Source organism: Brachybacterium sp. GCM10030252 (assembly GCF_042666535.1).
Lineage (GTDB): Bacteria > Actinomycetota > Actinomycetes > Actinomycetales > Dermabacteraceae > Brachybacterium.
On record NZ_JBHTDM010000008.1, the window covers coordinates 193206 to 206710 of the forward strand.

The window sequence follows — 13505 nt, forward strand, 5'->3', positions numbered from 1 at the left end:
TCCTAGAGTTGGGTCTGGGTGAGGATGCGGTCGTACTCGGACTGGGCCTCGGCCATGGCGCCGGGGACGTCGCCGTCGAACACGGCCCGACGGACCATCGCCAGCCACGGCCCGGCCTGCTGGTTGTAGAGCAGGTTGTAGGCCAGCGTCGAGGGCACGTACCCCTCGTCGAGGTTGGTCACCGGCACCACGGCCTGCTCGTAGGTCGAGGAGAACTCCTCGTCGGCGCTGTCGGAGCGAATGGGCATGTAGCCCGAGGCGGGCATCGAGCGCTGCATCTCGAGCTCGAGGCAGTAGCGCAGGAACTGCCAGGCGCCGGACGGGTTGCGGGCGCCGTTGAGGATGCACATGTTGTCCCCGCCGGAGAAGGTGGCCACGCCGCCCTCGGGCCCCGGCAGCAGCACGTTCTGCGAGATCGGCCGGAAGTCCTCCTCGGCCTCGGTGACGCAGACGCTGTAGTTGCCGGGGAAGAAGACGACCTCGCCGGAGCGGTAGTCGTTGCCCCATTGGGCGCCGTCCTCGACGAAGCTGCGCTGCGGCACGAGCTCGTCGACCCACAGCTGGCGGTGGAACTCCAGGACGGCTTCGACCGTCTCGTTCCCGTGCACGTTCCCGGACTGCTCACCGAGCTCACCGGTGAGCAGGTCCGTATCGGCGGCCCAGATCATGGGCTGGATCGTGAAGCCCATGGCACCGGCGGCGTTGCCGGGGAAGGACCATGGGTGCACGTCGGGCAGGGCCTGCTTGATCGTCTGGCAGGCCTCCATCAGGGAGTCCAGGCTGCCGGCGACTTCGCCGAGCTCGAAACCCGCCTGCCCCAGCAGCTCGGTGTTGGCGAACAGGGTGGAGTAGTCCCCGGCGAACGGGGCTCCGTAGATGCGGTCTTGGTAGGTGACCAGGCCGACGTGCCCCGCCGAGAGCTGGTCGAAGAACGGCAGGGACTCGACGAGCTCGGTGACGTCGGCGAAGGCGTCGCGCACGTAGAACAGCGGGCAGTTGATCAGGTCGAAGTCGACCAGGTCCGGCACCGAGCCGCCGCGGATGGAGGTGGCGAGCTTGGTGACGTACTGCGCGTCGGGGATCGGCAGGACCTGGACCTCGAGATCTTCGTGCTCCTCGTTGAAGGCGGCGGCGACGGCCTGGATCGCGGTCTGGGTCGCCGCACGGCACCACACCGTGACCGTGCCGGTGGCGTCCTCCCCGAAGCCGGGCGCCGAGGTGTCCGTCGGCGGGAGGCTGCCGGCGCACCCGGCGAGCGCGGCCAGGCCCGTCGCGCCGGCGCCGAGGCCGAGCCCCGAACGGAGGAGACTGCGCCGGGTGAGCATCATTCCTCCTCGAGGGGCAGCCACACCCGCATCGGCTCCACGCCCCGGTTGGCCCACGCGAAGTAGGGGATCGCGGTCCACGTGGCCGCGGTGCGGGTCTCGGCGGCGTCCGGGCTGCCGTGGACGGGGTAGGGCCAGGCCGCAGCGGAGTCGGAGACCTGGACGACGCTGCCGTCGACGGCCAGCGGCACCGCGCCGTCCAGCTCCGGGATCGCAGCGCCGGGCTGCGGGACCTTGGCGGGGTCGACGGCCGCGTCGTCGACGGTGAGCGCGTCCGGCTGGTCGGCGTTCTCCAGGGCGTAGACCAGCGGGCCGCGCTCGAGGGCGACGGCGCCGCGGGAGGCGTCCAGGCGGTGATGGGCGCCGACGAAGCGCGGGGTCAGATCCAGCTGCAGCTCCAGCTCGTCGCCGGGGGAGAAGACCTCAACGAGCTCGACCTGCTCGGCGTCGCCGGGGATCGGGACGTCCTGGCCGCGCAGCGTCAGCCGCGCGGCGCCGCGGGAGAACGGCGGGATCCGCAGGGTGAGCCGACGGGCCGAGCCCGGAGCCGCGTCGATGCGCAGACGGACCAGGCCGTCGTAGGGGTACTCGGTGGTGACCGAGACGCGCAGCTCGTCCGAGCCGTCGGCCGCACCGACCCCGGTGCTCCAGGTGCCGGTGGCGTACTGGTGGATCTGCAGGCCGTCGGCCGTGGCGGTCGCCACCAGGTGATCCAGGCTCGCAAACGTGCGCATGATGTTGGGCGGGCAGCAGGCGCAGTCGAACCAGCCGCGGCGGCCGTGGGCGATCGAGCGGCCCTCGTCGGCCAGCGCGCCCTCGCGCAGCTGGAGGGAGTTGACGTAGAAGTACTCGGTCCCGGTCAGGGAGACCCCGGCCAGGAACGCGTTGTACAGCAGCCGCTCGACGGCGTCGGCGTACTGCGGCTTGCCGGTGGCCAGCAGCAGGCGCCACGCCCACTGGATGGCGCCGATGGCGGCGCAGGTCTCGGCGTAGCCGCGGTCGGTGGTCATCTCGAACGGGTCGCCGAAGGCCTCGAAGTCCCAGCGGGCGCCCATGCCGCCGGTGACGTAGGTCTTGGTGGCCAGGAGGTCGGCGAAGACGGCCTCGGTGCGGGCCAGCAGCTCGGCGTCACCGTCCTCGATGGCCTGGTCGGTGGCGCCGGCGAACAGGTACAGGGCGCGCACGGCGTGGCCTTCGACCGACGTCGTCTCCCGCACCGGCACCCGGGCGGAGAAGTACCCGGGTCCCGGGCGGGCGCCGGGGAAGGTCTCCTCGCGGCCGCGCACATCGAGGAAGAAGCGGGCAAGATCTTTGATCTCCTCGCGGCCGGTGTAGCGGTACAGCTCCACCAGGGCCATCTCGATCACGGGGTGGCCGCCGGTCGCCGCTCGCCCCTCGGGGCCGAAGATCGTGCGGAGGTGATCGACGATGCGCAGCGCGACCTCCAGCAGTGCCGTCTCGCCGGCGTTGCGGGCCAGGGCGACGGCGGCCTGGATGAGGTGGCCGTAGCAGTACAGCTCGTGGTTCCAGGCGAGGTTGGTGTAGCGCTCGGCGGGGGAGTGGCGCAGGGTGTGGACGGCGTTGAGATAGCCGTCCTCCTGCTGGGCAGAGGCGATCAGCGCGGTCACCTCGCGGGCCATCGCGCGCAGGGCCTCGTCGTCCTCGCGGCCCAGCTCGAAGGCGACGGCCTCGAGCCACTTGTAGACGTCGGAGTCCTGGAAGATCATCCCCGAGGCCTCGCCCTGCTCGGTCCCGGCGACGATCCGGAAGTTGCGGAACGTTCCCGAGGTCTCGAGCTGTTCGTAGCCCGACCGCAGTGCTGCCGTGCGGTTGCGCTGCTGGCGGGTGTGCCAGAAGCCGCCGGTGATGCGGGCGGCGCCCGGGTTGAGGGGCCGCAGCACGGCACGGGCCGAGTCGGTCGGGATGGCGGGGGCGGCGAGGTGCCCGCCGGCGGAACCGGAGGTCAGCGACTCGGAGGGGGGAGCGTCGTGCGCCTGGCGGTCACCGGTCGGGGATGCGCCGTCGGCGAGGCCGGAGCCGCTCACGGGGGCGGGCGCGGAGGTCGATGCATGGGTCATCTGGGACGAGCCTCACTGTGTGCGTCGTTGCGGAAAGTGCGGAAATCGCGTTTCTGTGGAGATAATGGCACGCGTTCCCGCGGTGCCACAACCCCCGCCGTCCACCCCGCCGACCCCGGCGGAGCCCGGGAGCACGCCAGGAGGTCACGTGAAGAACATGTCGAAGCCGATGCCGCGCATCGCCGATGTCGCCGCGCTCGCCGGGGTCTCGGTCAGCACCGCCTCGAAGGCGCTGAACGAGACGGGACAGCTGCGCGCGGACACCCGGGTGCGGGTCAAGGAGGCGGCCTCCGAGCTCGGCTTCGTGATCGGGGCCAACGGCCGCGGCCCGGCCGATACCCGCACGTACACCGTGGGCCTGCTGACCACGGACAGCTTCGGGCGCTTCACGATCCCGCTGCTGATGGGCGTGGAGGACGCGCTGGCCGCCGGGAAGATGGCGATCATCCTGTGCGACACCCGGGACGACGTGCTGCGCGAGCGCCACTACCTGCAGTCCCTCCAGGAGCGGCGGGTGGACGGCCTGATCATCACCGGCCGCACCACCGATCCGCGGCCCTCGATCGGCCTGGATCTGCCGACGGTCTACGCCTTCTCGCCGTCCGATGACCCCGAGGACTTCGCGGTGGTGGCCGACGAGGGGGCCGGTGCGGCGATGGCCGCCGAGCATCTGGCCTCGATGGGCTCGCGCCGCATCGTCCACGTCACCGGGCCGCAGCGCCACCACTCGGCCTCCTCCCGCGCGGTCGCGGTGGCCGAGTCGCTGGGGGAGTCCCTGATCGCGCCGCCGCTGTTCGGGCACTGGTCCGAGGAGTGGGGCCGCAACGCGGTGGACATGCTGCTGGCTTCCCATCCCGACGTGGACGGTTTCTCCTGCGGCTCGGACCAGATCGCCCGCGGGGTCACCGACCGGCTGCGCGAGAGGGGCATCGAGGTGCCCGCCCAGGTGCGGGTTGTCGGCTTCGACAACTGGGACGTGATGGCGCTGGCCTCACGGCCTCGGCTGACCACTGTGGACATGGGGCTGGCGGAGCTGGGGCGCCTGGCCGGTCGCACTCTGCTGGACCTGGTCGAGGGCGAGGATGAGCCGCCCCGGCGCCAGGTCCTCACGCCCCGCCTGGAGGTGCGGGGCTCGAGTTTGTGAGGGCGGCGTGTGCCGCCACGCCGCTATCCGCGAATCTGGCTGACCAGGTCCTCCAGTGCCACAGCGGGATCCTCGGTGACGGAGCGGATGGCGGTGAGGGTGGCATAGCCGTCCGCCAGCAGGGCCGCGTCACTGCCTGGACGCGGCCGGGCGGAGGGCGAGGACACGGCCAGGCGGACATGGTCGTCGGCCCCCTCGTCCCTCTCGGTCGCCGTGGTCTGGGCGACGCCGAACTCGGCCAGGGTCGCCGCCCGGAGCTCGGGGAGGGTGTCCCCGGCGGAGATCGGCACGTTGAGGTTCAGGACGGTGCCGCGGGGCTGCTCGGCGAGGCGGGGGATGACCTGCTGGGCCAGGGCGGATGCCGCCGTCCAGTCCAGCACCTCGGACCCCGTGGGCGCTTCCTGCGAGACGGCCAGCGCTCGCAGCCCGTTGACGCCTCCGGTCAGGGCGGCCCCCACCGTTCCCGAGTGGAGGACGACCTGGCCGACGTTGATGCCGCGGTTGATGCCGGAGAGGACCAGATCCGGCGTCGGGCCGAAGGTGCCATGGCCGGCGAGGAGCGTGATGAGCCCGGGGCCGGCCTCCACGGCGAAGGCGGTCACTCCGTCGAGGCCGGCGAGTCCGCGTCGCTCGTACAGGATGCGGCCGTCCTCCTGCGCCACCGTGATGGAGGCGCTGCTGCCGCTGGCCTCGGAGGCGGGGGCAGCGATGAGCAGTTCGAGCCCCGCGTCGAGGGCGGCCTGCGCGAGGCGGTGGAGCCCCGGGGAGTCGATGCCGTCGTCGTTGGTGACGAGCGCCGTGAGGGCCCGCTCCATCACTCGTCTCCCACGGAGTCGAGGGGGCGGATGCTCACCAGCTCGCGCAGCCGGTGGACGGTCTCGCGGGTGCCCGAGCCCAGTCCGTGACGGGTGACGTTCAGGGCCCCGGCGGCCGCGCCCAGCGTCACGGCCTCCTGGAAGTCGGCTCCGGCCGCCATCGCGGCCGCGACCCCGGCGGTGAGCGAGTCGCCGCCGCCATGGGTGTCCACGACCTCGAGCGTGGGCATCTGCACCTCGCTCAGCTCCCCGTCCGACAGCAGCAAGGTGGGCTCGTCCGCGCGAGTGACGATCGCATGGGAGGCCCCTTCCGACGTCAGCTGCTGCATCGCGCGGACCAGCTCGGGCACGTCGGTGCCCGCGGCGCGACCGTCGGCCTCCAGCTCATCGTGGGCGGTCTTGACGACGCTGAGACCACCGGCGAGTGCCATGGTCAGCCGCTTCCCCGAGAGGTCGGCGATCACCTGGCAGCCCACCGTGTTCAGGTCGGAGGCGAGCCTCCGGTAGATCGTCGCGGGCACGATGTCCTCCCTCACCGCGCCGCTGAGCATCACGGTCCCGGCGTCCATGCCGGCCTTGAGCGTGAGGCCGTAGAGCTCGTCGAGGTCGTGGCGGGTGATCCGGTCTCCGCCGGCCTCGGCGATGCTCACCCGTTCGCCGTCGCGGCGGTCGTGGATGTAGGCGCCGTTGTGCGCGCTGCCGTCGACGGCGAGCAGCTCGATCCCCTCATCGTCGATCAGGTGGCGAAGCAGGCGGCCGGTCTCGCCGGCGATCACGGAGCACATCGTCACCTCGACGCCGAGGGCGCGCAGCATCCGTGCATGCCAGATTCCCTGACCACCGGCGTGGATGTGGATCTCCGGCTCCCCGTGCTGCCCCTCCACCGTCACGGTGAGCACGGGTGCGGGCGCGAAGACGACGACGTGTCCCATGTGCGCTTCCTTCCGTCGACCTGTCCGGGTCGCTGGCACCGCAGGGTACGTGGCGGGAACTCGCAGGGGAACGGTTGGTCCGAGTGGTCGGTCGGTGCCTGCGTAGCGGGTAGGACCCGGGTGGCATCGGGCACCTGGCAAGAAAGTGGGACCCGGGTGGCATCGGGCACCTGGCAAGAAAGTGGGACCCGGGTGGCATCGGGCACCTGGCAAGAAAGTGGGACCCGGGTGGCATCGGGCACCTGGCAAGAAGGTGTAGCACAGCGGCACGCGACCCCTCTGAGAGAAGGGCACGGGCCGCTCAGCTACAGGTTCGTGCCAGCGCCCGCCGCGCTGGCGGAGGAGAGTTGGGCGAGAACCGGTTTCGACCTATTGGGCGGTACTCCAGCCTCCCGACGCGGCATATACGGGCGCGCCTGGTCGTGTGAGTACCGCTCAGCAGGATGCGGCACGCCGCCCCGCGCTGCAGCGAGCGCGCCTGGTCCTTGCGCCGCGCGCCTACCCCTCCCGAGCCTGTTCCGTGCGCCGCCCGCGCGCCTACCCCTCCCGCGCGACACGGAAGGCCGGCAGCACGACCTCCTCGCGCAGCTCCCGCCGCTGCTCGGCGGGGGCGAAGCCCGCATCCAGGCCCGTCAGCACGATCTGCTCCAGATCCTCGAGGCTCCAGTCGAAGGTGCTCGCGGAGATCGCCATCTCCCGGGAGGTGCTGGTGCGGCTCATCAGCCGGTTGTCCGAGCTGATCGCCACCGCGAAGCCGTGCTGGTGCAGCGGACCGACGGGGTGGCCGGCGAGATCGGTCGCGGCGCCGGTCTGCAGATTCGAGCTCGGGCACACCTCGAGGCAGACCTGCTCTCGGTGGATGCGGCCGGCGGTCGGCCCGAGCTCGTCATCGGAGATGTCCTCGATCAGCCGCACGCCGTGCCCGATCCGCTCGGCCCCGCAGTCCAGTGCGTCGGCGATCGAGGCGGGCCTGTCGGCCTCGCCGGCGTGGATCGTCACCCGCACCCCGTGGCGCCGGGCGAGGTCGAACTGGGCGCGGAACCGGCTCGCAGGGAAACCGGCTTCGGGCCCGGCGAGGTCGATGCCCACCACGCCGGAATCGCGACGGGCGCGGGCGATCTCGACCAGGTCATCGCTGGGCTCGAGGTGACGGAGGTAGGCCAGCAGCTGGCCGACGACGATCCGGTGCCCGCCGGCCGCGGCAGCCGCCACGCCCTCGTCGAGCCCGTCCTGGACGGCCTGGACCGCCTCATCGAGGGTGAGCCCGGCGCCGGTGTGCTGGTGGGGAGCCCACCGAGTCTCGGCGTAGACGACCCCGTCGGCGGCCATGTCCTCCACGAATTCGCGGGCGATGCGGCGCAGCTCGGGAGCCGTCTGCATGAGGGCGAGGGTGCGCTCGAAGGTGGAGAGGTAGGCCGGCAGGGAGCCGGAATCGGCGGTGGCGCGGAACCACTCGGCGATCTCCTCCGCGCTCTGACCGGGCGGGTCGATGTCGTGGTCGCGGCACAGCTCGAGCACGGTCTCGGGGCGCAGGCCGCCGTCGAGGTGGTCGTGCAGGGCGACCTTGGGCAGGGACCGGACGTCATCGGCGTGGAGGTGCATCAGGGCAGGATATGCCGAGCCTGTGTTCTTGTACTGCTGCGACAGGACCTCGGCGGCGTGGGCGTCGGCCCGGCACGTCGACATCGGCACCTGCTCGAAAGAACTGCGCGGCACGGGGTCGCGACACAGGCGAGCAGTGCGGGCCTCGTCCCAGTCGACATGCACGAACCAGCCGCCCTCCTCATGGGCAACGTCCCGCACGACCCCGACGGCACATACCTCCTGTCGCCGGGAGAGGTAGGCCCAGATCAGGTCGCCGATCTGCATCGTGCGGAACCCGCTGCGCAGGCACCACCGCTCGACCGGCTGCGACCGTGCGATCGCCTCCCACACGGCGGTGGCATCGCGCCTCTCGAGCCAGTCACCGGGTTGGTGCTCGAGATGGGCGGCCGGGTTGACGGGCAGCAGCCACTGCGTGCGGGCGGTGCCGTCCGGATCGGTGCCGATCGAGTGATGCGCGTTCACATAAGTCCTATCCGTCGCCCGGGCGCCACGAGGCGTCAGGATAAGAGTTATCCGTACACCTCACGTCGCGCTCTCTTCGATGACTGGGGCGACAGCGGCTCGGGCGCGGATATGCGAGAACCCGGGTGGCCTTTCCAGCAGCGCTCTACAGATGTAGTGTGCTCTACATCTGTAGAGAGTGAGTGACGTACGGGGGATAGGCCATGCGGATCCTGATCGTGGGCGCCGGCATCGCCGGCCTGACGCTCGCGGCGCTGCTGCAGCGTCAGGGCGAGTCGCCGACGGTGATCGACCGCCGCCACGAGGACGCCGACCTCGGCTACGGCCTGGCGCTGTGGCCGCACGGCAGCCGCGTCTTCCACGCCCTCGGCGTCCACGACGCCTTCATCGAGCGCAGCGAACCGATGAGCCGCTACGTTGCCCGGGACGGGGCCGGCACCGAGCTGACCTCCTCGTCGATGCCCGAGAGCATCGCCGACTACGGCCACCTCGGCATCATCGACCGCGGCGATCTGCTGGGCATCCTGCGCGACGCCGCCGACGGCCTCGACCTCCGCGACGGAGTCAGCATCGAGCACCTCACCCCGCGCGGCGAGCAGGTCGAGACCGTGCTGAGCGATGGCACCGAGGCGAGCTTCGACCTCGTCGTCGGCGCCGACGGGATCCGCTCCCGGGTGCGAGAGCTGATGCTCGGCCGGCGGATACCCGACCACGACACCGGCTGGGGCTGCTACGTGTGGTGGGCCGACGCCGACCTGGCGGCCCCGGGGGAGACCACCGAGCGCTGGGGCGCCGGCAGCTTCCTGGGCACCTACCCCAGCCGCGACCAACTGTGCGTCATCGCCGGGGCGCCGCTGGAGACGCTCCGCGGCGATGCGGCCGACGGGGTCGGCCGCGCCGACGGGGCCGGCCGCGCCGCCCGCCTCGCCTCTCTGCTTCGGCCCTACGGCGTGCCAGTCGACCGCTACCTCGCCGACCTCCCGGCCGACGACGAGCCGCTGTTCCTATGGCGCATGGCCGACGTGCGCTCACCGCTTTGGACCGACGGCCGCATCGCCCTGGTCGGCGACGCGGCCGCCGCGTTCCTGCCCACCGCCGGCATCGGAGCGTCCATGGCACTGGAATCCGCCGCCGCCCTGGCCAACGAGCTCTCCCGCACCGACGAGACGTACGTGGCCAAAGCGCTGAAGCTCTACGAACGCCGACGGCGCCGGCGGGTCGAGGGCGCCCAGACTCAGTCGCGCCGGCTGGCGAAGCTGATGTTCGTCCGCTCACCGGTCGCGGCCTGGGCCCGCGACCAGGCCCTGCGCCACGCCACCATGGAGCAGGTCGTCGGCCCGCTGATCAAGGACCTCCGCCGGCCGATCTGAGGCGCCGCCTCCCCGCGGAACCGGACCGCTCAGCGGGGTAGGTTCCCAAAAGGTCCCACCAGGTGGAACCTCTCGGAACCGAGTTGCTCCGAGTAGGCACCGAGAGCGGAGGATCTGGCATGCGTGGCAAGGGCGAGCACGAGAGAGGAGGGGCCATGTCGGCTGCGGATGAGCGCCGGGAACGGATCGCGGACGCGGTCATCGACGTCCTCGCCGAGCGCGGGAGCCGGGGCCTGACCCATCGGGCGGTCGACGAGGTGGCGGGGCTGCCGACGGGCTCGACCTCCTACTACTTCCGCACCCGCGCGGCCCTTCTCGCCGCGGCCGTGCCCCGACTGGCCGAGCTCGACGTCTGGGCGCTGGACGGCAGCGACCAGCACCAGCAACTCGTGGCCATCCTCCACGACGCGCTGCACGGAGCCGGCCGGCGCCGCACTCTCGCCCGCTACGAGCTGGTGCTGGAGGCCGCGCGACGTCCAGAGATCCAGCGCGCCATGGCGGAGGGCAATGCCCGCGTCATCCAACGCGTCGCGGCCCTGTTCCCCGCGGCCTCGGATGCCGAGGCGCAACGCCGCGCCCGCGACGTGCTCGCCCTGGTCGACGGGCTGTTGCTGTTGAACGTGACCTGTCCGGAACAGCAGCGCATCCCTGCCGAGGAGATCGCCGCGTCGGTGGTCCGGGTACTCGAGCTGCCTTGAGCCCCGTGACTTGGGCCGGGAGCGGCCCGGAGCCCCGTGACCCTGGCCCTGCCCATCCCTGAGCCAGGTGACCCTGAGCCTCGGAAGGCCTGAGACAGGGGTGGCGATAGCTGCCGGCGGCGGTCACCACCGTGTGGTCCGACGACGGATATCGGGTGCGCCCGCTCGTTGCCCATGCCACGATCGCGAGCGAATGCCGAGCGCATAGCAGGGCCGCGACGCCTCGCCAGGATCTCTGTGCTGACCTGGTGGCATACGCGTCTGTACCGTCGGCGCGCCTGACCACTCTGATCACGGTCACGATCAGCGTGGCCACCTTGTACGTGGCCCTGTTCGTGCTGAACCTCGACGTGGCGTGGTTCCTGGTGCCCCAGGAGTACTTGGAGACCACGCTCATACACAAGGCCGCATTGGGCACGTACATGTCGCTGGCTTAGGGCTTCTCGACCATGGGCGTGCTCGCCGGCGCGGTCGGCTCCAGCTTCGAGTCCGACGAGTCCGTGCGGCAGGTCGCCTACGGCCAGCGCGAGAAGTACCGGCTGCGCAGCATCGGTGACTCCACCGAGTCCCCGGCGGAAATGGCGCGCGCCGAGTGAGACGGGTCGACCCGGCGGCGATGGCGCGCGCGGAGTCAGGCACCTCGGCCCCCGCGGAATCGGCGCACGGAGCGAAACCGGCCGGCCCGCCTGTGGTGACACGGGACGACCGCGGCGACGCCCGGCCTCACCGCAGCAGGATCAGCTGGCGCAGCCACGGCACGTGCTCGCCCAGCAACGCGAACATCCCGTCCCCGAGCACGGCCAGGGCGCCGGCCGAGAGTACGGCCGCCAGCGCGCCCTGCAGCAACTGGCGGCGCGGCCCGATCAGCTCCATCACCCGCTCCGCGAAGCGTTCGTGCCGACCGACGGCTGCGGCGATCGTGACCGCCACCAGCGGAGCCTGGTAGACGAGGTTCCACAGCACCAGCAGCAGCGCGCGCACCGCCAGCCGCGGCTCCTGGGCCGCCATGCCCACGGAGATCGCGAAGCCCGGGTCGGCCAGGGCGGTGCCCGCGAACGCGACGCCGGCCATGACCAGCGGCACGGCGCCCAGGCGCTGCGGGGAGCTGCGGTTCTGCAGCGGGCCGTGCGGCGTGGGCGGCCGCCCGGCCTCGCGCGCCTGGTGCACGGCGAAGCCCGCGAGAGCGAGGCCGGCCACGACCTCGATCGCCCCGATCGCGTCGCTGGATTCCAGGACCGGCCGCAGCCAGCGCTCCAGCAGCGTCAGCAGCGGGTGCAGGAAAAGGGTGGCGGCGATGATCACCGTGGCGTAGCCGCCGTGGAAAGCCAGCAGATGGCGCAGGCGACCTCCGCGCAGCAGCACGCTGATCGCGATCACGCCGCCCAGCACGTCCACCGTGACCACGGCCAGCCCGAAGAATGCGAGAATCCCGGCGAAGGTCATGTCCGCAGGCTACGAGACTCTCAGAACCTCGCACGACAGGGTAAGTCGCCCGCACGTATGGGGGCCCTTCACCTGCGCGGGCGCTTAGTTCCCGCGGCCGTCAGGCCAGCGGGACTCGGCCGCCTGAATTTATCGGTGGGTCACCACCTGATGCTTCACTGCGACGTCACGTTGCCACAACGACACCGGCTCGGGAGGCCCTATCCCGGCATCCGTCCCGGCCACGCCGCACGGCCGTCGCCGCCTGTCACCACCGGCTTCGTCATCGGCTCTCTGGCCCGCTTCTCCCTGCTGGATTCCCGCCAGTTCCGCGACCCCGAGCCCGAGCTGCGGGTCGATTTCACCGATCCCGCTGCCGAGACCATCGGTGTGGAGCTGGTGTGCACCTCGGTCGCCTCCGACCGGGACGGAGCCCAGAACGACGGCTACACGTCGGATTGGACCCAGCACGAGTAGTCTGAGGTCTCTTCGTAACGTGGGTGCCGGCACCGGGTGTCGTGGCTGCGACCAGCAGTGATGCTCCAGGGAAGGACAGCATCATGGAACCGAGATGTGCGGTCGTGGTCGGCTTGGACGTGGTTAAGAGCGAGCATCACGCCTGCGCTCTGGACCCCGACGGGAACCGGCTGTTCGACAAGCCTCTGCCGCAGGACGAGGCCCAGCGCCGAGAGCTGTTCACCAGCCTGCAGAACCATGGCGAAGTGCTGATGGTCGTCGGCCAGCCCAACCCCAACACCATCGGTGCGCTGCCGATTGCAGTCGCCCGCGACGTCGGTTGCACCGTCGCCTATCTCCCGGGGCTGGCGATGCGGAAGGCCGCGGACCTGTATCCGGGCAGGTCGAAGACCGATGCGCGGGATGCGTTCATCATCGCCGACACCGCTCGCACCATGCCCCACACCCTTCGCAGCGTGGACCGTGACAGCGAGGTCCTCTCTTCCCTGAAGGTCCTCGCGGGCTGCGATAAGGACCTCGCCCATGAGACCACGAGGGCTCTGAACCGGATTCGCTCTCTGCTGGCGCAGATCCATCCCGCCCTCGAATGGGTCGTCACCGGTGGGAGCCTGGCCACGGGCTGGTCCTCGACCTCCTGGAGAAGTTCGGCGGCCCAACGGGGCTGAAGGCTGCGGGGCGCGGCAGAGTGCTGCGGTTCGCCCGCTCCCGTTCCCGGCGCGGTCCCGAAGCGCTGGTCGACCAGACCTTCAGTGCACTTGGCGAGCAGACCGTGGTCGTTCCCGCCACCGCGGCGGTGGAGATGGTGGTCCCACGGGTTGCTGGTCAGCTCAAGGAGCAACGGGCCACCGTGGCTCGGGAGGTCGAGGCAACGTTGGAGGACTTCGCTCTCGCTTCGGTCTTGATGAGCATGCTGGGGATCGGCATCAAAACCGCCGCTCAAATCCTCCTGGCCATCGGCGACGGCACCGCCTTCGAGCCCGCGAGGAGTCCTCCGAGCTGGGTGATGCGCGTCGGCGGATCCGGCCGCTGGAGCAGGAGAACGAGGTCCTGCGCCGCGCGGCCGCCTACCTCTCCTGACTTGATGCACGGTGATGTCGCTGGCGAGCTATCAACCCGTTGACCTGGAGGTTTGTGGGTCGAGGTGGGTGATTCGGGATACTAACGGGGTGGCGTTCGT

Annotated in this window: 12 protein-coding genes and 1 pseudogene; 7 read left to right on the plus strand and 6 right to left on the minus strand. The window is 71.2% G+C overall.

Annotation, left to right across the window (positions count from 1 at the left end; translation table 11 throughout):
- Window positions 1-2: 2 nt before the first annotated feature.
- A complete protein-coding gene (locus tag ACFQRJ_RS08630) occupies window positions 3-1325 on the minus strand; it encodes an extracellular solute-binding protein (RefSeq protein ID WP_377018600.1) in 1323 nt (440 codons plus the stop codon).
- Window positions 1325-3403, minus strand: a complete 2079-nt coding sequence (locus ACFQRJ_RS08635; protein WP_377018601.1) for a glycoside hydrolase family 127 protein — start codon at window positions 3401-3403, stop codon at window positions 1325-1327. The genes ACFQRJ_RS08630 and ACFQRJ_RS08635 overlap by 1 nt, the downstream gene beginning before the upstream one ends.
- A 157-nt stretch (window positions 3404-3560) precedes the next feature.
- Here ACFQRJ_RS08635 and ACFQRJ_RS08640 point away from each other — a divergent pair, with 157 nt between their 5' ends.
- On the plus strand, window positions 3561-4547 hold the full coding sequence (locus ACFQRJ_RS08640) for a LacI family DNA-binding transcriptional regulator (protein ID WP_377018613.1): 987 nt from the start codon (window positions 3561-3563) through the stop codon (window positions 4545-4547).
- Between the two features lie 23 nt (window positions 4548-4570).
- Here ACFQRJ_RS08640 and surE read toward each other — a convergent pair whose 3' ends face one another.
- The 3 genes from surE to ACFQRJ_RS08655 form a co-directional block, all read right to left on the minus strand.
- The gene (surE, locus tag ACFQRJ_RS08645) at window positions 4571-5362 is read right to left on the minus strand and encodes a 5'/3'-nucleotidase SurE (RefSeq protein ID WP_377018602.1); all 792 of its coding nucleotides are present in this window, start codon (window positions 5360-5362) and stop codon (window positions 4571-4573) included.
- Window positions 5362-6294, minus strand: a complete 933-nt coding sequence (locus ACFQRJ_RS08650; protein WP_377018603.1) for a PfkB family carbohydrate kinase — start codon at window positions 6292-6294, stop codon at window positions 5362-5364. The genes surE and ACFQRJ_RS08650 overlap by 1 nt, the downstream gene beginning before the upstream one ends.
- A gap of 537 nt (window positions 6295-6831) precedes the next feature.
- Complete coding sequence (locus tag ACFQRJ_RS08655) at window positions 6832-8361, minus strand: adenosine deaminase (RefSeq protein ID WP_377018604.1); 1530 nt, start codon at window positions 8359-8361, stop codon at window positions 6832-6834.
- A gap of 203 nt (window positions 8362-8564) precedes the next feature.
- Here ACFQRJ_RS08655 and ACFQRJ_RS08660 point away from each other — a divergent pair, with 203 nt between their 5' ends.
- The 4 genes from ACFQRJ_RS08660 (at window position 8565) to ACFQRJ_RS08675 (ending at window position 11025) form a co-directional block, all read left to right on the plus strand.
- On the plus strand, window positions 8565-9731 hold the full coding sequence (locus tag ACFQRJ_RS08660) for an FAD-dependent oxidoreductase (protein ID WP_377018606.1): 1167 nt from the start codon (window positions 8565-8567) through the stop codon (window positions 9729-9731).
- A gap of 155 nt (window positions 9732-9886) precedes the next feature.
- Entirely contained in the window at window positions 9887-10429 is a 543-nt protein-coding gene (locus ACFQRJ_RS08665; protein ID WP_377018607.1) for a TetR/AcrR family transcriptional regulator, read from the plus strand.
- A gap of 248 nt (window positions 10430-10677) precedes the next feature.
- Window positions 10678-10866, plus strand: coding sequence for a hypothetical protein (locus tag ACFQRJ_RS08670; RefSeq protein ID WP_377018608.1), 189 nt, complete (start codon window positions 10678-10680; stop codon window positions 10864-10866).
- A gap of 12 nt (window positions 10867-10878) precedes the next feature.
- Window positions 10879-11025 (plus strand): hypothetical protein, encoded by a 147-nt coding sequence (locus ACFQRJ_RS08675; RefSeq protein ID WP_377018609.1) that lies wholly within the window; start codon window positions 10879-10881, stop codon window positions 11023-11025.
- A gap of 127 nt (window positions 11026-11152) precedes the next feature.
- On the opposite strand, the gene ACFQRJ_RS08680 is transcribed toward ACFQRJ_RS08675, so the two are convergent.
- Window positions 11153-11872: a hypothetical protein gene (locus ACFQRJ_RS08680; RefSeq protein ID WP_377018610.1), complete on the minus strand. Its 720-nt coding sequence runs from the start codon at window positions 11870-11872 to the stop codon at window positions 11153-11155.
- A 171-nt stretch (window positions 11873-12043) separates the two neighbouring features.
- On the opposite strand from ACFQRJ_RS08680, the gene ACFQRJ_RS08685 reads away from it, so the two are divergent.
- Together ACFQRJ_RS08685 and ACFQRJ_RS08690 are read left to right on the plus strand one after the other, a co-directional pair.
- Complete coding sequence (locus ACFQRJ_RS08685) at window positions 12044-12328, plus strand: hypothetical protein (RefSeq protein ID WP_377018611.1); 285 nt, start codon at window positions 12044-12046, stop codon at window positions 12326-12328.
- Between the two features lie 83 nt (window positions 12329-12411).
- Window positions 12412-13310 (plus strand): annotated as a pseudogene (locus ACFQRJ_RS08690) (IS110 family transposase); the annotation flags it as partial.
- Window positions 13311-13505: the final 195 nt, after the last annotated feature.

Excerpts from the sequence above, each read along its gene's own strand:
- ACFQRJ_RS08660 (WP_377018606.1), top strand. The coding sequence starts at position 8,565 with ATGCGGATCCTGATCGTGGGCGCCGGCATCGCCGGCCTGACGCTCGCG.
- ACFQRJ_RS08630 (WP_377018600.1), bottom strand. The coding sequence starts at position 1,325 with ATGCTCACCCGGCGCAGTCTCCTCCGTTCGGGGCTCGGCCTCGGCGCC.
- ACFQRJ_RS08665 (WP_377018607.1), top strand. The coding sequence starts at position 9,887 with ATGTCGGCTGCGGATGAGCGCCGGGAACGGATCGCGGACGCGGTCATC.
- surE (WP_377018602.1), bottom strand. The coding sequence starts at position 5,362 with ATGGAGCGGGCCCTCACGGCGCTCGTCACCAACGACGACGGCATCGAC.
- ACFQRJ_RS08650 (WP_377018603.1), bottom strand. The coding sequence starts at position 6,294 with ATGGGACACGTCGTCGTCTTCGCGCCCGCACCCGTGCTCACCGTGACG.
- ACFQRJ_RS08680 (WP_377018610.1), bottom strand. The coding sequence starts at position 11,872 with ATGACCTTCGCCGGGATTCTCGCATTCTTCGGGCTGGCCGTGGTCACG.
- ACFQRJ_RS08635 (WP_377018601.1), bottom strand. The coding sequence starts at position 3,403 with ATGACCCATGCATCGACCTCCGCGCCCGCCCCCGTGAGCGGCTCCGGC.
- ACFQRJ_RS08675 (WP_377018609.1), top strand. The coding sequence starts at position 10,879 with ATGGGCGTGCTCGCCGGCGCGGTCGGCTCCAGCTTCGAGTCCGACGAG.
- ACFQRJ_RS08640 (WP_377018613.1), top strand. The coding sequence starts at position 3,561 with ATGTCGAAGCCGATGCCGCGCATCGCCGATGTCGCCGCGCTCGCCGGG.